Genomic DNA, 26,372 nt, shown 5'->3' with positions numbered 1-26,372 from the left:
CGACACCGGTCATGCGATGCTCCTTGGGTGTGTGCTCGGCGCGCGGCCTGCCCGTGCGCCGTCGTGCACCGACGTGGGCCCGAGGGCCCTGCCCCCGCTCCGGCCGCGGTCCTGCCAGGGAAACGGCGGGAGCGGGGAGACCCGCGCGCTGCCTGTCGGCCGGCAGCGGGCGGGAGTTCATCCGGCAGCAGCCTCGGCCAGGCGGGCGCGCCCGATCCGGACCAGCCACGCCACCGCGCTCGGGTCGCACAGCTCGCCTGCAGAAGACATCGGGACTGCCCAGTACGTGCCCACTGCCGGGGCGTGCTCCGTCCTGGAGACGTGCGGTACGCCGAGGTGTGTGCCGCGGCCGAGCAGCTCGACGTCCGGCCCGTTGAGTCGCCAGCCCGTGGCTGCGCTGGGCGGCACGAGTGCGTAGTAGCGACGGCCGCGCGCGTCGTGGATGACCGGGCCGTTCAGCCCGTCGGCGAGGACGTCGGCGACGACGGCCGGGCCGGTATCGCGGGCGGCGGCGTGCACCAGCTGCTCGCCGAGGCGGACGGCGGAGAACACGGATCCGAGTGGGAGCAGCGCAACGCCGTGGTCGTGCCACTGGCGCCGGGCAAGCGTGGGCTCTCCGAGCGGGACCGACAGCCAGTCGGCTGCAGCCATGTTGCCGTCTGCCGTGGATTTCTTCGTTGCATTCCGTGTGCGTGCCATCTCCATAGGTGGATGATGGATCCGCACGTCATGGGACAGATAGGCCATCACGCGGCCATGCGCGGCCACGAAGCGGCCACGGCTGAGGACCTACGCGATGACACCCCAGACTGGCCACGAGGGACGCAACGACGCGCTGCGCGCTGCGAGGCTGCGCCAGGGCTGGCGCACCATGGAGCAGGCCGCAGCCGGTCTCACCGAGCACGGACAGCAACTGCTCGGCGACCGGCACTTCGCGGTGTCGCCGAGGACGTGGCGCCGCTGGGAAGGGCGAGCCCCGGGGTGGCCGCCGGAGGAGACAGCGATCGTGATCCACGACGCTCTCGGCCGCTGGCCTGAAGACTTGGGATTCACCACGCCGCCAGGGTGGATCCGCCCAGAGCACCATGAAGAGGCAGACGTGAGACGCCGCGCATTCGTATCCGTGGCTGCCGCCGCCTTGGTCCCCGGACCGGTCGCACGGCAGCACGTCGACCCCGCCCTGGTCGACTACTTCCAGCAGCAGCTCGAAGGGCACTACCGCGCAGACATGTTCCTCGGCCCGCACGACCTCATCGGCACAGTGTCCGCGCAATACCAGCTCATCGACAAGCTCACTCGGTCCGCGCAGAGAGAGACCCGGCATGGGCTGCTGCGCGTTGGCGCCGCCTACGCCGCGCTGGTTGGCTGGCTTTACCAGGACGCCGGTGACCTCGACGCCGCCGCATTCTGGCGGGGCATCACCCAGGAGATCGCGATGCGCTCTCGGGACCCGCACCTGATCGGATACTCCCTGGTGAATCAAGCGCAAGTCAGAACCGACCTCGGCGACGGGCATGCTGTCATCGACCTTTGCGAGGCCGCTCTCGAAGACTCCGGCCGCCTGGCCCCGAAGGTCCGCGTCATGTCGCTGCAGCAGCAGGCCCACGGCGCCAGCCTCGTCGGCGATCGCACCGCCGTCGACAGCCTCATCGACACCGCCGACGGGCTCCTCAGCCGGGTCGACGACGACCTGCCATGGGGCAACGCATGCAGGCGGACGCCCGCCTACCTGGAGGTGCAGCGCGCCACCTGCTACGGCCGGCTCGGCCTCGGCCGCGAGGCGGACGCCCTGTGGTCGCAGGTCCTCGCCGTCGTCCCCGGCACGGCGCGCCGGGACCGGGGGGTGTACCTGGCCCGGCACGCCACGGCTGCGGCCGCCGCGGGCCAGCCGGACCAAGCGCTGGACATCGCCCGGCAAGCGGCGGAGATTGCGGTGGAAACCAGGTCGGCGAGGATGGCCCGCGAACTGGTCGCCCTGGAGCGGGCCATGTTGCCGTGGCAGGATGCCCCGATCGGCCGGGACCTCGCGGATGTCCTGGCGCCTGTGACGGAGGGAAGTTGAGCGTGGCCGAGGGTCTGGTGCCGCTGAGCGACGAGGAGATCGAGGAGCGGCTGAAGGAACTGCCCGGGTGGCGCAGGATGGGTGATGAGATCAGCCGCTCATTCGGGATCCGGTACCACGGCGGGGTGGCGTTGATCGTGCACGTCGCCGACGTTGAGCGGCTGGTCTCGCACCACGCGGACATCGACCTGCGATGGGGGAAGGTGCGGTTCGGGATCACCACCCATGACGCCGGGCATCGTCTGACCGAGGCGGACTTCGACCTGGCTGTGCGGATCGATGCGATCGCCGCGGCCCATGGTGCCGAGCCGCTCGATGCCTGATCGCGGGCATGACGAACGCGGCGAAGGGAACCTTGCTCAGCGAGGATCCCTACCCCTCTTCGACCGCAGCCGTCGGCAAGGGCGCAGTCGCTTATCTCGCCCGCCGCGTGTCGGAGCAGAAGACCCCCGAGGGCGGCAAGCTGTGGGAGTTCGGCGTCATCGGCCACGGTCCCGGAAGCGACGAACTGGCCGCGAAGGTCGCCGACGCGATCCGCACCTGGGACCGCGAGTACCGCGGCCGTGAGGCAACGTTCGAACTCCAACGTCTGGATGCCGCGCGCCTCGAGACCGGCCCCGGCCGCTTTGCACTTGACACCCCGCTGAACCGCATCGTCGTCGACTGGCAGGAGCCCCGGCAGAAGCGACGGTGCCCGCAAGCCCGGGCCGACAGGCACCGTCGTCGCCGCACTTCTCCGCACGCTGGCGCCCAAGGATTGATCCAACGCACATCGCCGCGCTGTCCGCGACGCTGCCGTTCTGCTGACCTGCCCTTGGATAACGAGGTGCTGTAACGCCCCATGGGGTCACACCGTCCATCGAGGCGGCCCAGCATCGACCCTCGGCCACGATCCGGGTGACGGCAACGGCAACGGCAACGGCAACGGCAACGGCAACGGCAACGGCACGAGCGTATGGAGTTCACGATTCCATCACAACTGCGGAGCGTTTCTTCATACTTACCCGTAGCTATCAGGCGGGCTGCGAGCATCGCTGTTTCAGGGACGGCTGACGCCTTGGGGGGCACATGTTTCGGAGATCGGTGCGAGCGTTCGGCGGGGCGGCGATGGCCGGCGCGATGGTGGTGGTCCTCGCCGCGTGCGGCGGCGGGACGGCGGACGCCGAAGCCGCCGCCGCGGAGGGAGAACCCGGGTTCGAACGGACGCTCGCGCCCGCCGACGACGGGGCGAGCGCCGCGACCGGCGAGCGGATCACCGTCGATGTGCTCGGGAACGACCGCATCACGCTGAACGGCAAGGGCCTCTCACTGCTGCGTGAGCTGTCCTCCGACGAGCTGGAGCTGACGATCGACGAGCCGCCCGCACACGGGACCGCGGTGGTGGACGGCACCTCGATCGCCTACACGGGCGCCGACGGGTACAGCGGGAAGGACGAGCTGAGGTACCGCGTGCGGATACGGAAGGCACCGGAGGCGACCGGTACCGCCGTCGTCCGGATCGACGTCGCCCCGGCTGCGACGCCCACCCCCGCTGCCACGCCTACGCCCACTCCCACACCCGCCGTCCACTACCGCAACTGCGACGCCGCGAGGGCCGCCGGCGCCGCTCCCGTCCGCCGGGGTGACCCCGGCTACGGTCGGCACCTCGACCGGGACGGCGACGGCGTCGGATGCGAGTAGCCGGACGGTCCGGCTGCCGAGGGCTTCCGTGCCGCGGAGAGCCCTCGGCTGCGGCCGGCATACGACGCGGACTCGGGCCGCGGTGCGGCCGAGCGGACCCTGGCCCAGGCACCGGGCGCCGAGCCCGAGGCGCCAAGCCCGCGCCGAGCCTCCGACCCCGGCCCCACCCCTCCGAACGCGCTCAGACCTCCTTCTTGACGAGCTTGCCGTCCGCCGCGACGACGAACCATTCGCCGTCCAGGCCCTGGCCGTTCAGATCGCCGGGGGCCGTGTCGCCGACGTAGTAGTAGAGCGGCCAGTCGCCGTACGTGGCCTGTTCCGCGCCCTCGCCGAGCTTCGTCTCCTTCAGGAGCGCCGGGTCGACGCCCGTACCTGCCTTGACGTCGTCCTTCGAGGTGAGGGCGGGCCAGACGGCGACGCAGTCGGAGTCGCAGTTCGCCGAGCCGGGCTTGTCCTTGGTGAAGCCGTACAGGGCGCGGCCCTCACCGTCGACGAGGATGCGGCCGAGCGGCGAGTCGGTGATCTTGACGGAGGCGGCGGTGGCGGGCTGCGCACCGGTCTCCTCGCCGTCGGCACCCGCGGCGTCGGGGGCCGGGGCGTTGCCCTGGGTGCCGGACGCGGCGCCGCCCGTCGCCGACGCACCAGGGGTCGGGGCGGAGCACGCGCCGAGTGTCAGCAGAGCCAGAGTGACCAGCGGTGCGACGAGCAAGATGGAGGTCCGGGAGCTGCCCAAGACGAGTCCTTCGGTCGGCTTTCACGGTCTGCGCTACGGAACCCAGTACGTGGCGTGCTGACGGGCAGTTCAACTCGAGCGGAAGATTCCGCTTGTTGAACGGGCCGTCATCGAGTCGCGTACCACCCGAGGACCGGCCACCCCGGCCGGCTTCTTCGGGAGGTATCGAGAGCGATGAGCAAGCGCGTTTTCTCCGTGACGGCCACGGCATTCCTGCTCGGTGCCGTCGGCGTGACGCCCGCCCTGGCGCACGGCGGCGAGACCCACGAAAAGGCACGGGTGCAGCACGGGAGTCAGAAACCGGCGCACGGCGCGGGGACGTCCCATGCGGGCTACGACACGAGCGACCGGAAGCACAAGAAGCAGAAGCACAGGACCGTCAATCTGATCGCCACGCTCACCGGCGCGCACGAGGTGCCTACGCCCGGTGGCCCCGCGGTGAACGACCGGGACGCCAAGGCCGTCGCCTATGTGAAGGTGCAGGGCGACCGGGTCGTCTTCGCGCTCCAGTACGCCGGCCTCGTGCCGAGTGCGGGGCACATCCACGAAGGCAGGGCCGGGAAGAACGGGGCTGTGAAGGTGACGCTGCTCGGCAGCGAGATGCCGGACGGCGTGCACTCGGTGGCGGGGCACGTGGCCGTCGACGACGCGAAGCTGGCGGAGAGGATCCGGACCGACCCGTCCGGCTTCTACGTCAACCTGCACAGCAAGGAGTTCCCGGGCGGTGCGGTGCGCGGTCAGCTCAAGCCGGTGCACGGGCGCATCAACCCGCTGGGCATCATCAAGGGCGGCAAGCTGCGCGCGCTGCTCGACGGCGCCCAGGAGGTGCCGGTGAAGGACGCGTCCAAGGTGGGCGACAAGGACGGGCACGCCGCGACCTTCGTGCGGCCCCGGGGTGCCGGCACGCTCGACTACGCCTTCGCCTGGGTCGACATCAAGAGTCCGACCGCCGCGCACATCCACCGGGGGAAGCTCGGCCGGAACGGCGATCCGGTCATCAGCTTCTTCAACCGGCCCGTGCCCAACGGGATCTTCGCCCTCGCCGGCCGGCTGACGCACCAGGACAAGACCGTCGTCAAGCACATGGCGGCCGACCCCCGGAACTTCTACTCCAACATCCACACCTCGGAGTTCCCCGACGGCGCCGTGCGCGGCCAGCTGTTCCGCGACGGGCACCGGCAGCAGCGGGGTTAGGCTCGAACACATGACGAGGATTCCGGCGGCCGCGGTGGCCGCGAGTGGGTTGATCGGCGGATACGGCGTGGCCCGGTGGACCAGGAAGCGGCCGCTGGGCGGCGTGGCGCTGGCCGCCGCAGGGGCCGTGGCGGCCAAGGAGTGGCACCGGGTCGGCGGGGCGGGGACGGCGGCCGGGCTGGGCGCCGCGTACGTGGCGGCGTTCGCCGGCTCTCATCCGCTGGCGAAGAAGATCGGGGCCTGGCCGGCGGTGTTCGCCGTGGCCGGGACCATGGCCGCGGCCTCATGGGCGGTCACCCGCAGGGCCGCATGACGCGGAGGGAATTCCCCGGCGGGCTTTGAACACGGAGCCCCCGGCGGACGTACATGGGGGTGGTAACTCCCCCCTGGTGGTTGGGCGCGTGACCGGAAGACAGGAATCCGGTCACGCGCTCAGCTTTTGTTGCGCCTCGCAAGCCCCGCCCCGGACCGGCGCCGAACCGGCACCCGGCCCCGCCCGTCAACCGCCCAGCGCGTGGGCGACCGTGTAGATCAGCAGCCCCGCCAGCGCACCCACGACCGTGCCGTTGATCCGGATGAACTGGAGGTCGCGGCCGATGTGCGCCTCGATCTTGCGGGAGGTGTGCTCGGCGTCCCAGCTCGCGACCGTGTCCGTGATCAGTGAGGTGATCTCCGCACGGTATGTCGTCACCACGTACACCACGGCGTCCTCCAGCCAGCCCTCCAGCTTGGTCTGCAGCCGGCCGTCGGTGGCCAGCCGCGCGCCGAACGTCAGCAGCGACGCCCGGGCCCGCCGCCGCAGTTCGCTGTTCTCGTCCTCCGCCGCCGAGAGGAGCAGTGCACGGACCGAGGACCAGACCGAGGCGATCATGTCCTGGATCTCGGGCCGGGCGAGCAGCTCCGACTTCAGCCGTTCGACGCGTGCCCTGGTCTCCGTGTCGGACTGGAGGTCCGCCGCGAAGTCGGCCAGGAACCGGTCGAGGGCGGCGCGCGCCGGGTGGGCCGGCATGTCGCGCATCTCGGTGACGAACCGCAGCAGTTCCTTGTAGACCCGCTCGCCGACCTTGCGGTCGACGAAACGCGGTGTCCAGCCTGGGGCGCCGCCCTGGACGGCCTGCATGACGCTGTCCGCGTGCAGGACGAGCCAGTCGTGGGCGCGGGCGCAGACGAGGTCGACGCCCCGGCGGTGCCCGCCGTCCGCGACGATCTTCTCCAGGGTCTTCCCTATGCCGGGGGCGATCTCCACGGCGTCCGCCCGGCGGGTGACCGCCTCGCCGACGACCGCCTGGACGTCCGAGTCCCGCAGCACGGTCAGCGCGCCGCGCAGCGCGGCGGCGAGGCCTGCCGTGACCTGGCCGGCGTGGGCCGGTTCGGCCAGCCAGACGCCGAGTCTGCCGCCGATGCCCAGGGCGTGCAGCCTGGCCCGTACGACGTCGGCGGACAGGAAGTTCTCGCCGACGAACGAGCCGAGCGACGCGCCGAGCTGGTCCTTCTTGGTGGGGATGATCGCCGTGTGCGGGATGGGCAGGCCCATGGGGCGTTTGAACAGGGCCGTGACCGCGAACCAGTCGGCCAGGGCGCCCACCATGCCCGCTTCGGCCGCCGCGGCCAGGTAACCCGTCCAGGCTCCCGCGCCGGAACGGCCCGCCCAGGTCGCCAGCGCGAAGACGACGGCGACGAAGAGCAGCAGACCGGTCGCGGTCGCCTTCATGTGCCGTACGCCGCGACGTTTCTCCTCGTCGGCCGCCGTATAGGCGAACGGCGGCACGGAGTGGGCCTCGGCCGTCTTCGTACCGTTCATACGCTCCACCCGTCCGTGCACGCCCGCACGCGCACCAGCAGCCCGCGCGCACGAGATCATCCCGTACGCAATTGTCCACACATGAGGACTATCGGGGCGCTCGACAAGTTCCCCGGCGGCGTCCCGGGCGGCGTGCCCGGCGGTGTCCCGGGCCGTGCGCCCGGCCGGGTTCCACGCGAGGTGGGGAGGTGCGGGACCGGCGGCGACGGGCCGCGACGGGCGGTCGCCCGGTCAGCGGAGCTCTTTGCGCTGCTTCCGCTCCGCCTTCAGCCGCTGCTTCTCGGCCTTCGTGATCTTGCGTTCGACCCCGACGCCACCCAGGAGGGCGAATCCCGTCACGGTGACCCGCGGCGAGCCCGGGGTGCCCTCCCCCGACGCGTCGTCGCCGAAGCCGCCCAGGATGCCGACCCCCTTGACCGTGACGGACAGCTCCGGCGGCACGACGACCTGCATCCCGCCCATGATCGTGAAGCAGCGGACGACCACCTCGCGGTCCTCGAAGCGGGCCTCGCGCAGATCGATCTCACCGCCGCCCCACATCGCGAAGGCGGTGAACCTGCGTGCCACGGTCCAGCCGCCCTTGCGTCCGAAGCCGCCCCAGAAGGCGAAGGCTCCGCGGGAGGTGGCGGGGCCGCCGATACGCGAGGGCCAGTGCACCTGCCCGTCCTGGGCGGGGGCGGGCGGGGCGGCCGGGGACGTGCCGCCGACCGCGGGCAGATCGCGGGTGATCGGCTCCAGTTCGGCGTACGTACGGGACCTGTACGTCGTCTCCAGCCGCTCCTCGAACTCCTCCATGTCGAGACGCCCCTCCGCAAGGGCGTCCCTCAGCCGTTCCGCGACCCTCTCCCGGTCCGCGTCGGAAGCACGCAGCTCAGGCACGTTATCCGTCATACGAACAGACTATTGACGATCGGCGCCGGGTCACAGCTCGCTCGCCGTCATGGCGTACATCTTCGCGATCACCGCTTCGATGTCGGGCTCCCGGACCGACAGGTCGACCAGCGGATACGCGGCCGCGACCGCGGCGACGAGCGGCGCGGCGGACGCCGAGGCCGGGAACGCCAGCCATTGCCGCGGCCCCTCGACCCGCACCGTGCGGGCCCCCGCCAGTTCGATCGGCGGCAGTTCCCGCTCCAGGTCGACGACGAGCATCCGCTCGCTCTCCCCCACCTCGTGCAGCCCGGCCGGAGCCCCGTCGTACATCAGCCGGCCGTGGTCGATGACCATCACCCGCTCGCACAGCTGCTCGATGTCGGTGAGGTCGTGCGTGGTCAGCAGCACCGTCGTGGTCCGCTCCGCGTTGAGGTCCCGCAGGAACTCCCGTACCTTCGCCTTCGAGATCACGTCGAGCCCGATCGTCGGCTCGTCCAGGTACAGCACCTCGGGGTCGTGGAGCAGCGCGGCCGCGATGTCGCCGCGCATGCGCTGTCCCAGCGACAGCTGCCGCACCGGGACGTCCAGCAGTGCGCCCAGGTCGAGGAGCTCCACACAACGGTCCAGGTTCTCCGCGAACCTCGCGTCCGGGATGCGGTAGATGCGGTGGGCGAGACGGTACGAGTCGATCAGCGGCAGGTCCCACCACAACGTGGTGCGCTGTCCGAAGACCACCCCGATGCGCTGCGCCAGACGGGTGCGGTCCCGCGACGGGTCGAGGCCCGCGACGCGCAGCCGGCCGCCGCTGGGGGTGAGGATGCCGGTCAGCATCTTGACGGTCGTGGACTTCCCGGCACCGTTGGGGCCGATGTAGCCGACCATCTCGCCGCGGGCCACCCGGAAGCCGATCCCGTCGACCGCCCGCACCAGGGTCCTTTCCCGGCGCAGCCGCCCGACCCGGCGGCGCACCTCGAAGACCTTCTCCACCTCGTCCAGTTCGATCAGATCCATGACCGTGTCAGCTCCCCGTGCTCCGGTACGAACGCAGGCCCAACCGCCACAGCAGCCCGGCGAGCCCGCAGCACACCGCCCCCACCAGGGGCGGCAGGAAGGCCGCCCACTGCGGCACGTCGAGCGGATAGGGCCGCCCCAGGACGTACAGCGCGGGCAGCCAGTTGACGAAGGCCAGCGGCACGACGAACGTGACGCCGCGCACCAGGTCCTTCGCGAACACCGACGGCGGGTAGCTCAGCAGGGTGTTCCCGCCGTAGGTGAAGGAGTTCTGCACCTCGGCCGCGTCCTGCGCCCAGAACTGGAACGCCGCACCGGCCACGAACACCGCCCCGTAGATGGCCGCGCCGCTCACCACCATCACCGGGAGCATCAGCACCCGGACCGGGGTCCAGTCGACGTCCAGGGCGGTCAGCGCGTACCCGAGGACGAGCAGCCCCTGGACGATCCGGCCCGTCCGCCGCAGCGCGAAACGGTCGGCGGCGACCTGGGCCAGCACCGGGACCGGGCGCACCAGCAGGGTGTCGAGCGTGCCGTCCCGGACCCTGCGGCCCAGCCGCTCCATGGAGCCGAGCAGCAGGTCGGCCAGACCGAATGCGGTGCCCGACGCTCCGTAGAGCAGGGCGACCTCGGGCAGCGAGTAGCCGCCCAGCCCGTCGACCTGCTGGAACATCAGCAGGAGCGCGACGAAGTCGAGGCCGTTCGCCGTGAAGTTCGCGAACAGCGTCATCGCGAACGACGCGCGGTACGTCATGGTGGACCGGATCCACATGGCGGCGATCAGACCGTAGGCGCGCAGGCCGTTCGCCGCGTCCCGCATGCCCGGCGGAGCGCCCGGGGCACCCCACGGAGTGCCCTGCGCCGCGCCGTCGGTGTTCCGTGCCGCGGGTGGCCGGTACTTACGGGCGGAGCGGCCGGGCGGCTCGGCCTGCTTCGGCGCCTCAGCCACCCTGGACCACCACCTTCCTGGTGGCCTTGGTCTGCAGCAGCCGTCCGGCGGCCAGCAGCACCACCGCCCAGGCGGCCTGGAAGACGTACGCCTCCAGCAGTCCCCAGCCGGCGTGCTCGCCGAGCAGGACGTCGGTCGGGACCTGCCGCAGCGCCGCCCACGGCAGGACGAGCGCCAACTCTCCGAGGAAGCCGGGGAACACGTTCAGCGGCAGCAGCATCCCGGAGAAGAACAGCGCTGCCAGGCCCATGAGTTGCACCACTCCCGCGCCGTCCATCAGCCAGAACGCCGAGAGCGCCACGATGAACCGGATCGCGAAGCCGACCAGCACACCCAGGAGCACCGCGAGGAGGAACGCCGCCCAGACCAGCGGGTCGGCGGGCAGCGCCAGATCGAAGGCGAGCGCGCCCACGGCCATCGGGACGACCCCGCGGCCCAGCAGATGGAAGCAGGCGCGGCCGAGGTCTTCGGCCAGCCACCAGAGTTGCAGGTCGACGGGCCGGTACAGGTCGATGGCGATGTCACCGGTCCTGATGCGCTCGATGATCTCGTTCTCGACGCCGCCGCCCATCATGGCGCAGGTCATCAGGAGCGCCTGACCCACCCAGACGTAGGTGAGGGCCTGGGACTGGTCGTAGCCACCGAGATGGGGGCGCTGGTCCCATAGGGCCATATAGGCGTACGTCATGATGAACCCGAAGACGGTATTGGTGAACACTCCTGCCGCTGTCGCCACCCGGTACGTCGCATGGCGTCGGAATCCACCGGAGGCGACGACCGCATAGAGCTGTAGTGCCATGTCCCCTCGTCGGAGTACGCGTGCCGGAGGCACGCATGGGTGCCCGCGCCGAGGCGTCACGCAGGGTGCGTGCGCGCCAAAGCGCCCGACCTTATTCCACGGGATGGATCACCGCGACCGTATTTCCGCTGGGGACACCGGAATTGCCCGGTGTGTCCGGTGGCCCTTGCATCACGGGCGGTCCACACGGAAAGCCCGATACAACACCGTTACGCCGGAGAGTGAACCTCTGGCCAGGACGGAGGAGTCTCCACAGGCATGAGCGACGAGGTAGAGAAGCAGGGCGGCACCCCACAGGGCGAGGCCCCGCGTGACCGTTCGGCCAACGGCCCCGACCAGGAAGGGGCCGAGGGCCCCGACCGGGCCGGAGCGGAAGGCCCCGACCGGAAGGGTGCCGACAGCTCGGTGCAGGGCCGCGCCGAGTCCGCCGGGAAGGACAGCGCTGCGGCCGGGAAGGACGCCCCTGCGACGGGGGAGGGCGCAGCGGCTGCCGGGAAGAGCGCCGGGACCGCCGGGCAGGGCACCGGAACCTCGAAGCGGGAAGACGCCGGTATCGCCGGGAAGAACGCCCGAACCTCGAAGCAGGCCGACACCGGGAAGGGCGCGGCGGCTGCCGGGAAGGCCGCCGCGAACACGGGGAAGGACGGCGCCGGAGCTGCCGGGCGGGAGCACGCCGAGGGGTCCGCGCCGAAGCGTGCCCAGGCTCCCGCCGCGAAGTCGGCTCGGACCTCCGGGCCGACGGGTGCTCGGCCTTCCGGGCCGACGGGTGCTCAGGCCTCCGCGCCGAAGCCCGCCGGGGATCCCGAGTCGAAGGGCGCCCAGGGTTCCGGCCCGAAGGCCCCCGAGCGGCCCGGGCCGGACCGTGACCGTGCGGTGGACCTCTCGCGGAAGAACGCCGGAAGTCCTCAGCAGTCCCCTGCCGGAAACCTCCGGCAGGAGGGGGCGCCGACTGCCGAGCAGCGCCGGGCCGGAACTCCCGGCCGTGGCCCCGCCGGACCGGGCACCGGAAAGACCGCACCCGCCGCGAACACCTCGAACACCTCGAACGCCTCGAACTCGTCGACCGCCTCAACCTCCTCGAACGCCACCTCCGGCGCGGCAGCCACCGGCGCGAAGGCCGCCACGAGCACGAAGAGCGCCATGGGCGGCAAGCCCGGCGGGACCGCCTCGTCCGCCGCCACGGCCCAAGCCGCCCCGGCTGCCGCCACGACCACCGCCACGACAGCCCTCAACGCCGCGGCCGTCATGAACGCCGCGGCAGGTACGACTGACGCGACCGGCGCGAACGAAGTCACGGGCAAGAAGGGCAAGAAGGAGAAGAAGGGCAAGAAGTCCCGCCCCAAGCGCACCGGTCTGCGCCGCCTCCTGCCCACCTGGCGCATGACCCTCGGCACGTTCGTGCTGCTCGGCATGCTGCTCGTCGCCGCGTTCTTCGTCGGCTACTCGATGGTGCACATCCCGGCGGCGAACGCCGCCGCCACCGCCCAGAGCAACGTCTACCTCTACAGGGACGGCACGGTCATAGCCCGCGACGGCGAGGTCAACCGGGAGAACGTCCAGCTCTCCCACGTGCCGCTGAACGTGCGGCGCACCGTCCTCGCCGCGGAGGACCGCGACTTCTACTCCGAGCCGGCAGTCGACCCCCAGGCCATGGTGCGCGCCGCCTGGAACACCGCCGTGGGCAAGGGCAAGCAGTCCGGCTCGACGATCACCCAGCAGTACGTCAAGAACTACTACCTCGCTCAGGAACAGACGTACACCCGCAAGGCCAAGGAATTCTTCATCGCGATCAAGCTCGACCGCGAGGAGACCAAGGACCACATCCTGGAGGGCTACCTCAACACCAGCTTCTTCGGACGGAACGCCTACGGCATCCAGGCCGCCGCTCAGGCCTACTTCGCCAAGGACGTCAAGGACGTGAACACCGCCGAGGGCGCCTACCTCGCGTCGATCCTCAACGCGCCCAGCGCCTATGACGTCGTCGTCCACCCGGAGAACAAGGGCAAGGTCGTCGCCCGCTGGAACTACGTCCTCGACGGCATGGTCTCGGAGGGCTGGCTCTCGCCCGCCGAGCGGAAGACCATGAAGTTCCCCGAGGTCAAGCCGGTCAAACCCGCCACCGGCCTCTCCGGCCAGCGCGGCTACATCGTCCAGGCCGTGGAGGAGTACCTCACCACCAACAAGATCATCGACGAGCAGACCCTCGCGGCCGGGGGCCTGCGGATCACCACCACGCTGGAGAAGAAGAAGCAGGACGCCTTCGTGAAGGCCGTCGACGACAAGGTGATGTCGAAGCTCGACCGGAAGAACAACAAGGTCGACCGGTACGTCCGCGTGGGCGGCGCCTCCATCGAGCCTTCGAGCGGCAAGGTCGTCGCGATCTACGGCGGCATCGACTACACCAAGCAGTACGTCAGCAACGCCACGCGTCACGACTACCAGGTCGGCTCCACCTTCAAGCCGTTCGTCTTCACCTCGGCGACGGAGAACCGGTCCACCACCCAGGACGGCCGGAAGATCACCCCGAACACGGTCTACAACGGCAACAGCGGCATCCAGATCCAGGGCCCGAACGGCGCGGTCGGCTACTCGCCCAACAATCAGGACCACGTCAGCTACGGCCCCGTCACCGTCCGCAAGGCCACCGACAGATCCGTCAACTCCGTCTACGCGCAGATGGCCGTGGACGTCGGCCCCGAGCGGGTCAAGGACACCGCGCTCGCCCTGGGCCTGCCCGAGTCCACGCCCGAGCTGAGCCCCAGCCCGTCCATCGCCCTCGGTGTCGCCCATGCGAGCGTCCTCGAGATGACGGACGCGTACGCGACGCTGGCCAACCACGGCAAGCGTGGCGGGTACACCCTCGTCGAAAAGGTCACCAAGAAGGGCGAGGATCTCGAACTGCCCGAGCGCGAGTTCAAGCAGACCATCAGCCGCGGCGCCGCGGACACCACGACCGCGGTCCTGCAGAGCGTGGTCCAGCAGGGCTCCGGTGTCGAGGCGCAGGCGGCCGGCCGCCCGGCGGCCGGCAAGACCGGCACCGCGGAGAACGACAAGGCCGCCTGGTTCGCGGGCTACACCCCGAACCTCGCCACGGTCGTCTCGATGATGGGCGCCGACCCCGACACCGGCCAGCACAAGTCCCTCTACGGGGCACTCGGCCTGTCCCGCGTCAGCGGCAGCGGCGCCCCCGCGAAGATCTGGGCCCAGTACACCAAGAACGCGCTCGAAGGCGTCGACGCCGAGGACTTCGACCTGGAGACGGAGAGCGCCGTCGGTGGCGACGAGCCCGCGGCACCGTCCGACACCGACCAGCCCGGCGACGGCGGCACCGAAGGGGCCGGCACCACCACCCCCGGCAACGGCGGAGGCGACAACGGAGGGGCGGGCCAGGGCGGCGCCGACGGTGGCAGCGCGAACGGCGGCACCCCGGGCGGTGGCAGCACTCCGGGCGGCAGCGCTCCGGGCGGCGGAGCCCAGGGCGGTGGAGCGGCCGACGGAGGCGGCGGTACTCCCGGCGGGGGCAGCCCCGCAGGCGGTGTCGACGGCGGCGCCGACGGCGGCGGAGGCAGCCCTGCGGGCGGTGTCGACGGCGGCGCCGACGGCGGCGGAGGCAGCCCCGCGGGCGGTGTCGACGGCGGCGCCGACGGCGGGGGCAGCCCCGCGGGCGGTGTCGACGGCGGTGCCACGGCGGCTCCGAACGGGACGCCCCTCCGCCGTCAGTGACCCGAGGTCGCCTTGAGACCCATCACGGCGACCAGCAGCAGGCACACGAAGAAGATCCGGGCGGCGGTCATCGGCTCACCGAGCACCACCATGCCGACGACCGCCGCCCCGGCCGCGCCGATCCCGACCCACACGCCGTACGCCGTACCGATCGGCAGGGTCTGCGCGGCCCGGGACAGCAGCAGCATGCTCGCGACGATGCCCGCGGCGGTCAGAACACTGGGCCAGGGCCTGGTGAAACCCTCGGTGTATTTCATCCCGACGGACCAGCCGACCTCCAGCAGACCGGCCACGATCAGCAGAACCCACGCCATGACGGCACCTCCGGAACGAAACGCGGTACGGAATCGGGGTGCGTCGTCTTTGCATCAACCCGGTACGGCGCGTCTCGTCGGGGTCCCTCAAAGGTAGCAAGGCACAGAGAAGGGGCTGGTGACCGTGGTCACCAGCCCTTGTGCGTTCCGGGGCGCCGTGGTCCCGGTGCGTTCCGGGGCGCTGTTTACAGGTGGAGGCGTTACAGGTGGAGGCGTTACAGGTAGAGGCCCGTCGAGTCCTCGGAGCCCTCGAACCGGTCCGCGGCCACCGCGTGCAGATCGCGCTCCCGCATCAGCACGTAGGCCACACCGCGGACCTCGACCTCGGCCCGGTCCTCCGGGTCGTACAGCACCCGGTCGCCCGGCTCCACCGTACGTACGTTCTGCCCGACCGCGACCACCTCGGCCCAGGCCAGCCGCTTGCCCACGGCGGCGGTCGCGGGGATCAGGATGCCGCCGCCGGAACGCCGCTCCCCCTCGGGGGTGTCCGAGCGCACAAGCACGCGGTCGTGCAGCATCCGGATGGGCAGCTTGTCGTGGTGGGTGGTAATCGCGCTCACCCCTCGAACCTACCTGTCCGAGGCCGTCCCGTCCGCCGGAGGGGTCAGGGAACGGGTCAGCCGTGCCGCTTCTTCCCCGTGAACAGCAGCAGTCCCACCACTCCCACGGCGACCAGCGCCACGGGCACGACACGCTCCATCCGGGGCGCCCCGTCCTCGTGCATCAGCTTCGCCTTGACGTCGGACACCGTGCGGCTCACCGCCGCGCACGCCCGGCCGGCCGTGCGGTCGATCGACGAGGCGACCCGGGCCTTGGCGTCACCGACGATCGTGCTCGGGTGCAGCCGTACCCCGATCTCGTCCAGCGTCTCGGCGAGCTGGCTACGCCTGCGGACGATGTCCGCCTCGATCTGCGCAGGGGTCCTGGCATCCGACACCGCGCTGCCTCCGTGGTCGTCTCGGGTACTGATGGTGAACAGTGTGTCAGCTTGCCTGCCGGAGCACTCCCCGGCACCCCCGCCCGCTCGATTACGCTCGGGACCGCACCTGCTTCCCGTACGAGGAGACCTTGATGAGCGAGCGACTCCAGCCCGGCGACACCGCCCCCGCGTTCACCCTGCCCGACGCCGACGGCAACGACGTCTCGCTCGCGGACCATCTGGGCCGGAAGGTCATCGTCTACTTCTACCCGGCCGCGCTCACCCCGGGCTGCACCAAGCAGGCCTGTGACTTCACGGACAACCTCGGCGTCCTGGCGACCGCAGGCTACGACGTCATCGGCGTCTCCCCCGACAAGCCCGAGAAGCTCGCGAAGTTCCGCGAGAAGGAGGACCTCAAGGTCACCCTGGTCGGCGACCCCTCCAAGGCCGTGCTGGAGGCCTACGGCGCCTTCGGCGAGAAGAAGCTCTACGGCAAGACCGTCACGGGCGTCATCCGCTCCACGGTGATCGTGGACGAGGAGGGCAAGGTCGAGCGCGCCCTCTACAACGTCAAGGCCACCGGCCACGTAGCGAAGATCATCAAGGACCTGGGCATCTGAGGCCTCGGCCGGCGCCGATCACCAGTACCATGACGGACGTTGGGCGGCCGTGGTGGAACTGGCAGTCACGCTGGGTTTAGGTCCCAGTGGGGTAACACCCGTGGGGGTTCGAGTCCCCCCGGCCGCACTCGGGCGAAGGGCCGCCTCCGAGCACATCGGGGGCGGCCCTTCGGCGCGTACGGCGTCGTCGGCGCGTCAGCCCAGCAGTTCCCGCACCACCGGCACCAGCGCCCTGAAGGCCTTGCCGCGGTGGCTGATCGCGTTCTTCTCCTCCGGGCTCAGCTCCGCACAGGTGCGGGTGTCGCCCTCGGGCTGGAGGACCGGGTCGTAGCCGAAGCCGTTCGTGCCCACCGGGGCGTGGCGGAGGGTGCCGAGGAGGCGGCCCTCGACGACGCGGTGGGTGCCGTCCGGGAGCGCCAGCGCGGCGGCACACGTGAAGTGGGCGCCGCGGTGGGCGTCGTCGATGTCGGCCAGCTGGGCGAGCAGGAGCTCGAGGTTGGCCTTGTCGCCCCCGTGGCCGCCGGCCCAGCGGGCGGAGAAGATGCCGGGGGCTCCGCCCAGGACGTCGACGCACAGGCCCGAGTCGTCGGCGACGGCCGGGAGGCCGGTCGCGGCGGCGAGGGCATGGGCCTTGAGCAGGGCGTTCTCCGCGAAGGTGACGCCGGTCTCCTTGACGTCGGGGATGTCGGGGTAGGCGTCCGCGCCGACGAGTTCGTGGGTGAGCCCGGCGTCGGCGAGGATCGCACGGAGTTCGGTGACCTTGTCGGCGTTGCGGGTCGCGAGGATGAGGCGGGTCATGACGTCCAGTATCGGGGTGGTCAGGGGGTGCAGACCTTGCCGATCTCGGTGGCCGCGTTGGTGACGGGGGCGATGTCCGGGGTGTTGTCGCCGTTCTTGATGGCGGTGCGGACGTTCTCGACGCCCTTGGCGAGGTCGTCGACGGCCTTGCCGAGGTCGGCGTTGTCCGTCTTGTCCTTGAGGCTCGCCAGTTCCTTGTCGATGTCGTCGAGGGCCTGGTTGGCCTGGAGCGGGTCGTCGGCGACGGTGGTGACGGCCTTCTGCAGATTGTCGACGCTCGTGGCTATGGCGTCCGCGGTCTGGACGCAGTCCAACGCCTTGTCGAGGGCGCCGCAGCCGGTGGCCAGCGGCACTGCCAGCGCTGCGGCGGAGACGGCGAGAACGATGCGGCTGCGTGCGGACATGGGGGGTTCCTCCCGGTGCGGTCTCGGATGTGCGGACGGGCGCACGGTTCGAACCGTGCGCCCGCGCAGGTGAGGACGCCGCCAGGGGCGTCCGTGGTTGCTACTGCCGGATGGCGAGGATCTCGCGCTGGATCGCGGCGAGTTGGTCGCAGCCCGCGGTGGCGAGGTCGAGGAGCGCGTTGAGCTCCTTGCGGTCGAAGGGTTCCGCCTCGGCGGTTCCCTGGACCTCGACGAAGCGGCCGTCCCCGGTGCAGACGACGTTCATGTCGGTGTCGGCGCGTACGTCTTCCTCGTAGCAGAGGTCGAGGAGCGGGGTGCCGCCGACGATACCGACGGAGACGGCGCTGACGGTGCCGGTGAGCGGCTTGCGGCCGGCCTTGACGAGCTTCTTGCCCTGGGCCCAGGTGACGGCGTCGGCGAGCGCGACGAAGGCGCCCGTGACGGCGGCGGTACGGGTGCCGCCGTCGGCCTGGAGGACGTCGCAGTCGAGGACGATGGTGTTCTCGCCGAGGGCCTTGTAGTCGACGACGGCGCGCAGGGAGCGGCCGATGAGGCGGGAGATCTCGTGGGTGCGGCCGCCGATCCTGCCGCGGACGGACTCGCGGTCGCCGCGGGTGTTGGTGGAGCGGGGCAGCATGGAGTACTCGGCGGTGACCCAGCCTTCGCCGCTGCCCTTGCGCCAGCGGGGCACACCTTCGGTGACGGAGGCGGTGCAGAGGACTTTGGTGTCGCCGAAGGAGATGAGCACGGAGCCCTCGGCGTGCTTGCTCCATCCCCGTTCGATTTTGACGGGGCGGAGCTGTTCGGGGGTGCGGCCGTCGATGCGAGACATGAGGTCGAGCCTAGCCCGAGCTGCACGAAGGGCCCGCTCCGGTACGGAAACGGGCCCGTTCGAGTGGAGTTCCGGCAGCCGGCGCCCCGGGCCGAGCCGGGCCGTCAGCGGCACATATCGCGCTGTCCGCGGCACACTTCGTGCCCTCGGCTCACGCCATGGGTGCGGCTCACCTCATGCCCTCGGCTCACACACCATGGGCGCGGCTCACCTCAGGTGAACGGCTCACACCATGGATACGGCTCACATCATGTCTTCGATGTCGGCGGCGATGGGGTCCGCGTCGGTCCCGATGACAACCTGGATGGCGGTGCCCATCTTGACGACGCCGTGGGCCCCGGCGGCCTTCAGTGCGGCCTCGTCGACCTTGCCGGGGTCGACGACCTCGGTACGGAGGCGGGTGATGCAGCCCTCGACCTCTTCGATGTTGTCGATCCCGCCGAGTCCGGCGACGATCTTCTCAGCCTTGCTGGCCATGCCTTCTCCCTAGTCCTCGAAAGAGTCGCAGCCAAAGACTGCAGCCTCGGCCCACAACAGGTCCGTTTCGTCACGGTAACGCACGTTTGGCCCATCCTCACAGGCGAGTTACCGCCTTCTATCGAATGATGACCATGACGCACGCGACCGCGCCAGGACTGGTCTACACCAGTTTCGGACAACCGCCAAACCGTGCCCGTCACGGGAGCTACGGAGCTACGGGAGGACCCGCCCATGAGCGCCGACAGCATGGCCGTCCGGCCGGAAGCCCCGCAGCGGAGCTGGTGGAACGGGCTCTTCCAGGGCCTGCAGAAGATCGGCCGCAGCCTGCAACTCCCCGTGGCGGTCCTGCCGGCCGCCGGTCTGCTGGTCAGCCTGGGCACGCTCTTCGGCTCCTACCTCCACGGCTCGTTCTGGGACAGGGCCGCCAAGGTCTTCCTGAACGGCGGGACCGCCATCCTCGACGGCTCGTTCGGCCTGCCGCTGCTGTTCTGCATCGGGGTCGCCATCGGCTTCGCGAAGAAGGCCGACGGCTCGACCGCGCTCGCCGCGGTCGCCGGGTTCCTCGTCTACCACAAGGTCCTGGAGGCGTTCCCGGTCGGCGGCTCGGTGACCGAGGCGAGACCGGAGGGCGTGCCACAGAACCCCGGCGTGCTGGGCGGCATCCTGATCGGCCTGCTGACGGCGGTCGTCTGGCAGCGCTACCACCGCACCAGACTGGTGGACTGGCTGGGCTTCTTCAACGGCCGTCGGCTCGTCCCGATCATCATGGCGTTCCTCTGCTGCGCCCTGGGCGTGGTCTTCGGGCTGGTCTGGCAGCCGGTGGGCGATGCCCTGACCTGGTTCGCCAAGCAGCTGACCGACCTCGGGGCATGGGGCTCGGCGATCTTCGGCGTCGCCAACCGGCTGCTGATCCCCATCGGCATGCACCAGTTCCTGAACACGTTCTTCTGGTTCCAGGCCGGCGAGTACACGGAGCCGGACGGCACCGTCGTCCAGGGCGACCTGACGCGCTTCTTCGCAGGCGACCCCGACGCCGGCCAGTTCATGTCCGGCTTCTTCCCGATCATGATGTTCGGCCTCCCGGCGGCGGCGCTGGCCATCACCCACTGCGCCCGCCCGGAGCACCGCAAGCGGGTGGCCGGACTGATGCTCTCGTGCGCACTGACCTCGTTCGTCACGGGGGTGACCGAGCCGATCGAGTTCTCGTTCCTGTTCGCGGCGCCGGTGCTGTACGGGGTGCACGCCCTGCTGACGGGCGCGTCGATGGGAATCACCTGGGCGCTGGGGGTGCACGCCGGGTTCAGTTTCTCCGCGGGCCTGATCGACTATGTCGTCAACTGGCACCTCGATACGAAGCCTTGGCTGATCGTGCCGATCGGCGCCTGTTTCGCGGTCGTCTATTACGTGGTGTTCCGTTTCGCGATCACCGCATTCGACCTTCCCACCCCGGGCCGTGAACCGGAGGAACTGCAGGAGGAGATGGAAAAGGACGCGACCAGGGCCTGACGGCGCCGCCGGGCGGTCCGTGCCCGGCCCCGGAGGGCTCCGGACGGGGCGGCGGGCGCTCCCCGCGCAGGGGTTTCCTTTCTGTGACCTCCGAACGCAAGAAGGCAGACATTTACAGGTTCCTTAACGAACTCCCGCATGCTAAAACTGGTCTACACCAGTCACTGGTGTAGACCATGCGGGCTCTCACCGCATGCCCCCTTTTGAGACGCCGCCGTCCCCTCCGCACAAACGGTCCCCAGGCGGCGCCTTGTGCCCACAGGAGGAAGATCATGACTACGGCCAGCGTCGCTCCCGCGGCAGAGAAGAAGAAGGGTTCCGGCGCGATGGCTGTCGCGCAGCGCATCGGCCGCAGCCTCATGCTGCCGGTCGCGGTGCTGCCCGCAGCCGCGCTCCTGGTCCGCCTCGGCAACGCCGACATGCTGGGCCGGGACTCGTTCCCGGAGTTCGTCACCAGGATCGCCGGCTACATGGCCGCCGGCGGCGGCGCCATCCTCGACAACATGGCGCTGCTCTTCGCCGTCGGCATCGCCATCGGCTTCGCCAAGAAGTCGGACGGCTCGACCGCACTCGCGGCCGTCACCGGCTACCTGGTCTTCCAGAAGGTCCTCGCCACGTTCACCGACCCGAACCTCCCCAAGGAGGCCACGGTGGTCGACGGCAAGATCGTCATGGTGGAGAAGGCCGTCAACGCCGGCGTCCTCGGCGGTGTCGTCATGGGCATCATCGTGGCCCTGCTCTACCAGCGCTTCTACCGCACCAAGCTGCCCGACTGGGCGGGCTTCTTCGGCGGCCGCCGCCTGGTCCCGATCCTGGCGGCCTTCGCCGGCCTGTTCACGGGCATCGTCTTCGGCTTCGTCTGGCCGGTCCTGGGCGCGGGCCTGCACCACGTCGGCGAGTGGCTGGTCGGTTCCGGCGCCGTGGGCGCGGGCATCTTCGGCGTCGCCAACCGCGCACTGATCCCCGTGGGCATGCACCACCTGCTGAACTCCTTCCCGTGGCTCCAGGCCGGCGAGTTCGAGGGCAAGAACGGCGACATCGCCCGCTTCCTGGCCGGGGACCCGACCGCCGGCCAGTTCATGACCGGCTTCTTCCCGATCATGATGTTCGCCCTGCCGGCGGCCTGCCTCGCCATCGTCCACTGCGCCCGCCCCGAGCGCCGCAAGGTCGTCGGCGGCATGATGCTCTCCCTCGCGCTCACGTCCTTCGTCACCGGTGTGACCGAGCCGATCGAGTTCACCTTCATGTTCATCGCACCGGTGCTGTACGCGATCCACGCCGTACTGACCGGTGTCTCCATGGCCCTGACCTGGGCGCTCGGCATGAAGGACGGCTTCGGCTTCTCGGCCGGCGCGATCGACTTCCTGCTGAACCTCGGCATCGCCACGAACCCGTGGGGCCTGGCCGTGGTCGGCCTGTGCTTCGCCGCCCTGTACTACGTGGTGTTCCGCTTCGCCATCACCAAGTTCAACCTCCCCACGCCGGGCCGTGAGTCCGACGAGGAGCTGGCGGAGCTCCAGAAGGCCGAGGCCAAGTAGGCTCCGGCACCGTACCCGGCCGCATCCCGCCGCATCCGGCCGTCATGACGGGGCAGCCCGGCAGTCGTCCACCGGCTGCCGGGCTGCCCCGTCCGGCGCTCGGCCGGCGGCGAAGGACGCGTGCCGGTTGCCATCGGCGGGAGGCCGCCGGCGGTGCCTCAGGGAACCCGCCCGTCACGCGGCACCGTCCCGTCGGGCGCACGGGGCTCGCGCGGCTCCGCACGTGCTGCCCGGTGGTCCCGACGGGCCGGGAGCCGGGCCGGGCGATCAGAGCTGGTAGACGGCGCCCGGCCGGGCCAGCTCCGCCGGGCCGTCGTAGACCGCACGGGCGTCCGCGAGGTTCTGCTCGGCGTCCGTCCAGGGCGGGATATGGGTGACGATCAGCCGTCCGACCCCGGCGCGCTGGGCGTACGCCCCCGCCTCCCGGCCGTTGAGGTGCAGGTCGGGGATGTCCTCCTTGCCGTGGGTGAAGGAGGCCTCGCAGAGGAACAGGTCGACGCCGGCCGCCAGGTCGAGGAGGGAGTCCGCCTCTCCGGTGTCCCCGGAGTAGGCCAGGCTGCGGCCGTCGTGCTCGATCCGGATGCCGTACGACTCGACGGGGTGGCTGACCCGGTCCGTGCGGACCGAGAAGGGGCCGATCTCGAAGGCGCCGGGCTTGAGCGTCTGGAAGTCGAAGACCTCGCTCATGGACTTGTCGGACGGTGTGTCCGCGTACGCCGTGGTCAGCCGCTGCTCGGTGCCCTCGGGACCGTACACCGGGATGGCGCCGCAGCGTCCGCCGTCGTGCCGGTAGTAACGGGCGACGAAGTACGCGCACATGTCGATGCAGTGGTCCGCGTGCAGATGGCTGAGGAAGATCGCGTCGAGGTCGTAGAGACCGATGTGGCGCTGCAGCTCGCCGAGGGCGCCGTTGCCCATGTCGAGGAGCAGCCGGAAGCCGTCGGCCTCGACGAGGTAGCTCGAGCAGGCCGAATCCGCGGACGGGAACGACCCCGAGCAACCGACGACGGTGAGCTTCATGGAGCGTGAACCTCCGTGGCGGGAATCGGGAGGGCGATGGGCGACGGGGGTCGTGCGTAGGGGTGGTCGTACGGTCCGTCGAGAGTAAGGCGCGAACGGGTCGGTCGCTCCTCCACGGGGGGTGGTTGTGGGGGAACTCACCTGCTCTGTCACCGGTTCGGGCGTCGCGGGCGCGCCGGGCCGGGCGCCGGTACCGTCGTCCCATGGACACTTCGTGGTGGCTCGCACTGGCGGCGGTCGTGGTGATCGCTCTGGCGGCCGCGGTCGCGGACGGGTGGGCGAGGGCTCGTACCCGGTCGAGGACGCGGCCGGCCGGCCGGGTCGGACCGCCGAGGCGTCCTGCGGGCCGGCGTACGAGCCGGAAGGGCGGACCGGCACCGGGTGAGATCTGGTGGGCCGACGTGCCCTACGAGGACGGGCCGGGATCCAAGGACCGGCCGTGCCTTGTGTTGTCCGTCCATGGTGCCACGGCCGTGGTCGCCAAGATCACGACCCGCTACCACGACGAGCGGGAGGCGGTGATCCCGCTGCCGCCCGGTTCGGTGGGGGACGCCCGGGGCCGCCCCAGCTTCCTGGAGACCGGCGAGCTGCGGGACGTACCGCTGTGGGGGTTCCGCCGCCGGGTGGGCGTGGTGGATCCGGCCGTCTGGGACCAGGTGCGCCACCTGGCCGCGTGACGCCCGGCGGCCGCGCGACGCTCGGCGCGCGGGTGCCCCGGGGGGCGTGGGTCTCTGCGCGTACGCCCGCCCACGCGACTGTGCGACCGCGGCGCCGTACAGGCGGTCGCGATCGGCCGGCCGATGAAGCAAGGAACCTACGGCCGGCCGATGTCGAGCGGAACGCGGCGATTCCGCGACGCGCGCCGACCCGCCGGCTCCCGCGGTCCGGATGGGCTGCGGGAGGCCCGAGCCCGCCGACTCCCCGCGCTGCCGACTCCCTGGGCTGCCGACCGCCCCGAGCCCGTCACGGATCGGGCCTGCCCCGGACGGCCGGTCCGCCTGCCGGTCCGCCCGACCGGACGCCGGGTGGGGCCATCGGGCCGGGGCCGACGCCTCCGGGGCCTCGACCCGTCAGGCCCAGAGCTGGCCCTGGAGCGTCTCGATGGCCGCTTCCGTAGTGGGCGCGGTGTACACCCCGGTGGAGAGGTACTTCCAGCCGCCGTCGGCGACGACGAAGACGATGTCGGCGCTCTCGCCGGCCTTGACCGCCTTGTTGCCGACGCCGATCGCCGCGTGGAGCGCCGCACCGGTGGAGACGCCCGCGAAGATGCCTTCCTGCTGGAGGAGTTCGCGGGTGCGGGTGACGGCGTCGGCGGAGCCGACGGAGTAGCGGGTGGTGAGGACGGAGGCGTCGTACAGCTCGGGGACGAAGCCCTCGTCGAGGTTGCGCAGCCCGTACACCAGGTCGTCGTACCGGGGCTCGGCGGCGACGATCTTCACGTCCGGCTTGTGCTCGCGGAGGTAGCGGCCGACCCCCATGAGGGTGCCGGTGGTGCCGAGGCCGGCCACGAAGTGGGTGACGGAGGGCAGGTCGGCGAGGATCTCCGGGCCGGTGGTGGCGTAGTGGGCACCGGCGTTGTCGGGGTTGCCGTACTGGTAGAGCATCACCCAGTCGGGGTGCTGCTCCGCGAGCTCCTTGGCGACGCGCACGGCGGTGTTGGAGCCGCCGGCGGCCGGGGAGGAGATGATCTCCGCTCCCCACATGGTGAGCAGGTCGCGGCGCTCCTGGGAGGTGTTCTCGGGCATCACGCACACGATGCGGTAGCCCTTGAGCTTGGCGGCCATGGCGAGGGAGATGCCGGTGTTGCCGCTGGTGGGTTCCAGGATGGTGCAGCCGGGGGTGAGCCTGCCCTGCTTCTCGGCCTGCTCGATCATGTGGAGCGCGGGGCGGTCCTTGACCGAGCCGGTCGGGTTGCGGTCCTCCAGCTTCGCCCAGATACGGACGTCCTCGGAGGGGGAGAGCCGCGGCAGCCGTACGAGGGGCGTGTTGCCCACGGCTGCCAGCGGGGAGTCGTACCGCATCAGCGTCGCCCGGCGGGGCCGGAGAACTCAGCCGAGCCGCCGGCGACGGCCGGAAGAATCGTGATCTTGTCGCCGTCGGTGAGCTTGGTGTCGATGCCGTCGAGGAAGCGCACGTCCTCGTCGTTGAGGTAGACGTTCACGAAGCGGCGGAGTTTGCCGGCGTCGACGACGCGGTCCAGGATGCCGGCGTGGCGGGTCTCGAGGTCGGCGAGGAGCTCGGCGAGGGTCGCTCCGGCGCCCTGGACGGTCTTGGCGCCGTCGGTGTAGGTGCGGAGGATGGTCGGGATGCTGACCTCGATGGCCATGGGGTGGGCTCCTGTCGGAAGGAAGGCAGGGGTCGCGCGGCTCGGGCGCGTGGTGCGGGGTGACGCGGGGTGGTGCTCGGGGTCCGGGTGGCGCTGTTCAGACGGCGCGGGAGGTACAGATCGCGCTGGCCAGCCGGCACAGGTCGACGTGCAGCCGCGCCACGAGCAGCATGCCCGGCGTCTTGTCGCTCACGTCGTGGAGAACCATGCGGTCATCGTATCGATTCCCGGTCCGGGGTCCGGAATGTGATCTCATATCCCGGACCCCCGGCGTTCGCCATGCGGACCGCACCGCGTGCGGAGAGGGTGCGTCAGCAGGCCTCGACGACCTTGACCTCTTCCTCGGTGACCTCTCCCTCGACGATCCGGAACGACCGGAACTGGAACGGACCGGCGCCGTCGGTGTCGGCGGTGGAGACGAGGACGTAGTGGGCGCCGGGCTCGTTGGCGTACGACAGGTCGGTCCGGGACGGATAGGCCTCGGTCGCCGTGTGCGAGTGGTAGATGATCACGGGCTCCTCGTCCCGTTCGTCCATCTCGCGGTACAGCTTGAGCAGATCCCCGGAGTCGAACTCGTAGAACGTGGGCGAGCGGGCCGCGTTGAGCATCGGGATGAACCGCTCGGGGCGGTCGGATCCAGCGGGGCCGGCGACGACGCCGCAGGCCTCGTCGGGGTGGTCGGCGCGGGCGTGCGCGACGATCTGGTCGTAGAGGGCCTGGGTCAGGGTCAGCATGAGCGACAGGATAAGCAGAAGGACCGACCCGTACCGAGGAGTGGTACGGGCCGGTC

29 protein-coding genes, 1 tRNA gene, 1 pseudogene and 1 riboswitch are annotated in these 26,372 nt (G+C 70.9%); of the genes and pseudogenes, 12 read left to right on the top strand and 19 right to left on the bottom strand.

Annotated features, from left to right (window positions below):
• Nucleotides 1-177: 177 nt before the first annotated feature.
• The gene (locus tag ACZ4Z5_RS29000; protein ID WP_468268037.1) at nucleotides 178-651 is read right to left on the bottom strand and encodes a hypothetical protein; all 474 of its coding nucleotides are present in this window, start codon (nucleotides 649-651) and stop codon (nucleotides 178-180) included.
• 145 nt (nucleotides 652-796) lie between these two features.
• On the opposite strand from ACZ4Z5_RS29000, the gene ACZ4Z5_RS28995 reads away from it, so the two are divergent.
• From ACZ4Z5_RS28995 to ACZ4Z5_RS28980, 4 genes and pseudogenes are all read left to right on the top strand, one after another.
• A complete protein-coding gene (locus ACZ4Z5_RS28995) occupies nucleotides 797-2,062 on the top strand; it encodes a Twin-arginine translocation pathway signal (RefSeq protein ID WP_468268034.1) in 1,266 nt (421 codons plus the stop codon).
• 2 nt (nucleotides 2,063-2,064) lie between these two features.
• Nucleotides 2,065-2,385, top strand: coding sequence for a 4a-hydroxytetrahydrobiopterin dehydratase (locus tag ACZ4Z5_RS28990; RefSeq protein WP_468268031.1), 321 nt, complete (start codon nucleotides 2,065-2,067; stop codon nucleotides 2,383-2,385).
• 17 nt (nucleotides 2,386-2,402) lie between these two features.
• A pseudogene (locus ACZ4Z5_RS28985) lies at nucleotides 2,403-2,732 on the top strand (methyltransferase, FxLD system); the annotation flags it as partial.
• A gap of 398 nt (nucleotides 2,733-3,130) precedes the next feature.
• Complete coding sequence (locus ACZ4Z5_RS28980; protein WP_468268028.1) at nucleotides 3,131-3,742, top strand: excalibur calcium-binding domain-containing protein; 612 nt, start codon at nucleotides 3,131-3,133, stop codon at nucleotides 3,740-3,742.
• 181 nt (nucleotides 3,743-3,923) lie between these two features.
• Here ACZ4Z5_RS28980 and ACZ4Z5_RS28975 read toward each other — a convergent pair whose 3' ends face one another.
• Nucleotides 3,924-4,475: a COG4315 family predicted lipoprotein gene (locus ACZ4Z5_RS28975; RefSeq protein WP_468268025.1), complete on the bottom strand. Its 552-nt coding sequence runs from the start codon at nucleotides 4,473-4,475 to the stop codon at nucleotides 3,924-3,926.
• A gap of 174 nt (nucleotides 4,476-4,649) precedes the next feature.
• Between ACZ4Z5_RS28975 and ACZ4Z5_RS28970 the strand changes: the two genes are divergently transcribed.
• Together ACZ4Z5_RS28970 and ACZ4Z5_RS28965 are read left to right on the top strand one after the other, a co-directional pair.
• Nucleotides 4,650-5,669 carry a CHRD domain-containing protein gene (locus ACZ4Z5_RS28970; protein WP_468268022.1) on the top strand — a complete coding sequence of 340 codons (1,020 nt, stop codon included), beginning with the start codon at nucleotides 4,650-4,652 and terminating at the stop codon, nucleotides 5,667-5,669.
• A gap of 10 nt (nucleotides 5,670-5,679) precedes the next feature.
• Nucleotides 5,680-5,982 carry a hypothetical protein gene (locus ACZ4Z5_RS28965; RefSeq protein ID WP_468268019.1) on the top strand — a complete coding sequence of 101 codons (303 nt, stop codon included), beginning with the start codon at nucleotides 5,680-5,682 and terminating at the stop codon, nucleotides 5,980-5,982.
• Nucleotides 5,983-6,168: 186 nt separating this feature from the next.
• On the opposite strand, the gene ACZ4Z5_RS28960 is transcribed toward ACZ4Z5_RS28965, so the two are convergent.
• From ACZ4Z5_RS28960 to ACZ4Z5_RS28940, 5 genes are all read right to left on the bottom strand, one after another.
• Nucleotides 6,169-7,470 (bottom strand): DUF445 domain-containing protein, encoded by a 1,302-nt coding sequence (locus tag ACZ4Z5_RS28960; protein ID WP_468268016.1) that lies wholly within the window; start codon nucleotides 7,468-7,470, stop codon nucleotides 6,169-6,171.
• Between the two features lie 231 nt (nucleotides 7,471-7,701).
• Entirely contained in the window at nucleotides 7,702-8,361 is a 660-nt protein-coding gene (locus tag ACZ4Z5_RS28955) for a DUF1707 SHOCT-like domain-containing protein (RefSeq protein WP_468268013.1), read from the bottom strand.
• Between the two features lie 30 nt (nucleotides 8,362-8,391).
• Nucleotides 8,392-9,354, bottom strand: coding sequence for an ABC transporter ATP-binding protein (locus tag ACZ4Z5_RS28950; protein WP_468268010.1), 963 nt, complete (start codon nucleotides 9,352-9,354; stop codon nucleotides 8,392-8,394).
• A gap of 7 nt (nucleotides 9,355-9,361) precedes the next feature.
• The gene (locus tag ACZ4Z5_RS28945; RefSeq protein WP_468268058.1) at nucleotides 9,362-10,174 is read right to left on the bottom strand and encodes an ABC transporter permease; all 813 of its coding nucleotides are present in this window, start codon (nucleotides 10,172-10,174) and stop codon (nucleotides 9,362-9,364) included.
• A gap of 121 nt (nucleotides 10,175-10,295) precedes the next feature.
• Nucleotides 10,296-11,102: an ABC transporter permease gene (locus tag ACZ4Z5_RS28940; RefSeq protein WP_468268007.1), complete on the bottom strand. Its 807-nt coding sequence runs from the start codon at nucleotides 11,100-11,102 to the stop codon at nucleotides 10,296-10,298.
• 1,245 nt (nucleotides 11,103-12,347) lie between these two features.
• Between ACZ4Z5_RS28940 and ACZ4Z5_RS28935 the strand changes: the two genes are divergently transcribed.
• On the top strand, nucleotides 12,348-14,825 hold the full coding sequence (locus tag ACZ4Z5_RS28935; RefSeq protein WP_468268055.1) for a transglycosylase domain-containing protein: 2,478 nt from the start codon (nucleotides 12,348-12,350) through the stop codon (nucleotides 14,823-14,825).
• Here ACZ4Z5_RS28935 and ACZ4Z5_RS28930 read toward each other — a convergent pair.
• The 3 genes from ACZ4Z5_RS28930 to ACZ4Z5_RS28920 all read right to left on the bottom strand — a co-directional run bounded on the left by ACZ4Z5_RS28930 (nucleotide 14,819) and on the right by ACZ4Z5_RS28920 (nucleotide 16,076).
• Nucleotides 14,819-15,139, bottom strand: a complete 321-nt coding sequence (locus ACZ4Z5_RS28930; protein WP_468268004.1) for a DMT family transporter — start codon at nucleotides 15,137-15,139, stop codon at nucleotides 14,819-14,821. The two genes, ACZ4Z5_RS28935 and ACZ4Z5_RS28930, sit on opposite strands and share 7 nt — an antisense overlap.
• A 37-nt stretch (nucleotides 15,140-15,176) precedes the next feature.
• A riboswitch (guanidine-III (ykkC-III) riboswitch) is annotated at nucleotides 15,177-15,238 on the bottom strand.
• A gap of 116 nt (nucleotides 15,239-15,354) precedes the next feature.
• On the bottom strand, nucleotides 15,355-15,657 hold the full coding sequence (locus ACZ4Z5_RS28925; RefSeq protein WP_468268052.1) for a GroES family chaperonin: 303 nt from the start codon (nucleotides 15,655-15,657) through the stop codon (nucleotides 15,355-15,357).
• Nucleotides 15,658-15,755: 98 nt separating this feature from the next.
• A complete protein-coding gene (locus ACZ4Z5_RS28920) occupies nucleotides 15,756-16,076 on the bottom strand; it encodes a DUF3618 domain-containing protein (protein ID WP_468268001.1) in 321 nt (106 codons plus the stop codon).
• A gap of 134 nt (nucleotides 16,077-16,210) precedes the next feature.
• Between ACZ4Z5_RS28920 and bcp the strand changes: the two genes are divergently transcribed.
• Nucleotides 16,211-16,678, top strand: coding sequence for a thioredoxin-dependent thiol peroxidase (bcp, locus tag ACZ4Z5_RS28915; protein ID WP_468267998.1), 468 nt, complete (start codon nucleotides 16,211-16,213; stop codon nucleotides 16,676-16,678).
• A 43-nt stretch (nucleotides 16,679-16,721) separates the two neighbouring features.
• Nucleotides 16,722-16,805 (top strand) — tRNA-Leu (locus tag ACZ4Z5_RS28910).
• 68 nt (nucleotides 16,806-16,873) lie between these two features.
• Here the strand turns inward: ACZ4Z5_RS28910 and rdgB are convergent.
• The 4 genes from rdgB to ACZ4Z5_RS28890 all read right to left on the bottom strand — a co-directional run bounded on the left by rdgB (nucleotide 16,874) and on the right by ACZ4Z5_RS28890 (nucleotide 19,189).
• Nucleotides 16,874-17,476, bottom strand: coding sequence for an RdgB/HAM1 family non-canonical purine NTP pyrophosphatase (gene rdgB / locus ACZ4Z5_RS28905; RefSeq protein WP_468267996.1), 603 nt, complete (start codon nucleotides 17,474-17,476; stop codon nucleotides 16,874-16,876).
• Between the two features lie 20 nt (nucleotides 17,477-17,496).
• On the bottom strand, nucleotides 17,497-17,880 hold the full coding sequence (locus ACZ4Z5_RS28900) for a hypothetical protein (protein WP_468267993.1): 384 nt from the start codon (nucleotides 17,878-17,880) through the stop codon (nucleotides 17,497-17,499).
• Between the two features lie 100 nt (nucleotides 17,881-17,980).
• Nucleotides 17,981-18,712: a ribonuclease PH gene (rph, locus tag ACZ4Z5_RS28895; protein WP_468267990.1), complete on the bottom strand. Its 732-nt coding sequence runs from the start codon at nucleotides 18,710-18,712 to the stop codon at nucleotides 17,981-17,983.
• A gap of 243 nt (nucleotides 18,713-18,955) precedes the next feature.
• Nucleotides 18,956-19,189 carry a PTS sugar transporter subunit IIB gene (locus ACZ4Z5_RS28890; RefSeq protein WP_123187908.1) on the bottom strand — a complete coding sequence of 78 codons (234 nt, stop codon included), beginning with the start codon at nucleotides 19,187-19,189 and terminating at the stop codon, nucleotides 18,956-18,958.
• Nucleotides 19,190-19,423: 234 nt separating this feature from the next.
• On the opposite strand from ACZ4Z5_RS28890, the gene ACZ4Z5_RS28885 reads away from it, so the two are divergent.
• Both ACZ4Z5_RS28885 and ACZ4Z5_RS28880 read left to right on the top strand, forming a co-directional pair.
• Entirely contained in the window at nucleotides 19,424-20,698 is a 1,275-nt protein-coding gene (locus ACZ4Z5_RS28885; protein ID WP_468267987.1) for a PTS transporter subunit EIIC, read from the top strand.
• A gap of 272 nt (nucleotides 20,699-20,970) precedes the next feature.
• Nucleotides 20,971-22,236: a PTS transporter subunit EIIC gene (locus tag ACZ4Z5_RS28880; protein WP_468267984.1), complete on the top strand. Its 1,266-nt coding sequence runs from the start codon at nucleotides 20,971-20,973 to the stop codon at nucleotides 22,234-22,236.
• A 267-nt stretch (nucleotides 22,237-22,503) separates the two neighbouring features.
• Here the strand turns inward: ACZ4Z5_RS28880 and ACZ4Z5_RS28875 are convergent, their stop codons facing one another.
• Entirely contained in the window at nucleotides 22,504-23,256 is a 753-nt protein-coding gene (locus ACZ4Z5_RS28875; protein ID WP_468267981.1) for an MBL fold metallo-hydrolase, read from the bottom strand.
• Nucleotides 23,257-23,459: 203 nt separating this feature from the next.
• Between ACZ4Z5_RS28875 and ACZ4Z5_RS28870 the strand changes: the two genes are divergently transcribed.
• Nucleotides 23,460-23,933 (top strand): type II toxin-antitoxin system PemK/MazF family toxin, encoded by a 474-nt coding sequence (locus ACZ4Z5_RS28870; protein ID WP_468267978.1) that lies wholly within the window; start codon nucleotides 23,460-23,462, stop codon nucleotides 23,931-23,933.
• 393 nt (nucleotides 23,934-24,326) lie between these two features.
• Here ACZ4Z5_RS28870 and ACZ4Z5_RS28865 read toward each other — a convergent pair whose 3' ends face one another.
• The 4 genes from ACZ4Z5_RS28865 to ACZ4Z5_RS28850 form a co-directional block, all read right to left on the bottom strand.
• Complete coding sequence (locus ACZ4Z5_RS28865; protein ID WP_468267975.1) at nucleotides 24,327-25,277, bottom strand: PLP-dependent cysteine synthase family protein; 951 nt, start codon at nucleotides 25,275-25,277, stop codon at nucleotides 24,327-24,329.
• Nucleotides 25,277-25,582, bottom strand: coding sequence for a MoaD/ThiS family protein (locus ACZ4Z5_RS28860; protein ID WP_468267972.1), 306 nt, complete (start codon nucleotides 25,580-25,582; stop codon nucleotides 25,277-25,279). Before ACZ4Z5_RS28860 ends, ACZ4Z5_RS28865 begins: the two co-directional genes overlap by 1 nt.
• 97 nt (nucleotides 25,583-25,679) lie before the next feature.
• Nucleotides 25,680-25,790 (bottom strand): putative leader peptide, encoded by a 111-nt coding sequence (locus ACZ4Z5_RS28855; RefSeq protein WP_468267969.1) that lies wholly within the window; start codon nucleotides 25,788-25,790, stop codon nucleotides 25,680-25,682.
• 103 nt (nucleotides 25,791-25,893) lie between these two features.
• A complete protein-coding gene (locus tag ACZ4Z5_RS28850) occupies nucleotides 25,894-26,316 on the bottom strand; it encodes a M67 family metallopeptidase (RefSeq protein ID WP_468267966.1) in 423 nt (140 codons plus the stop codon).
• Between the last annotated feature and the right edge of the window lie 56 nt (nucleotides 26,317-26,372).

It is taken from the genome of Streptomyces sp. NPDC030222 (assembly GCF_055573115.1).
This window is presented reverse-complemented; position numbering and strand designations above follow the sequence as displayed.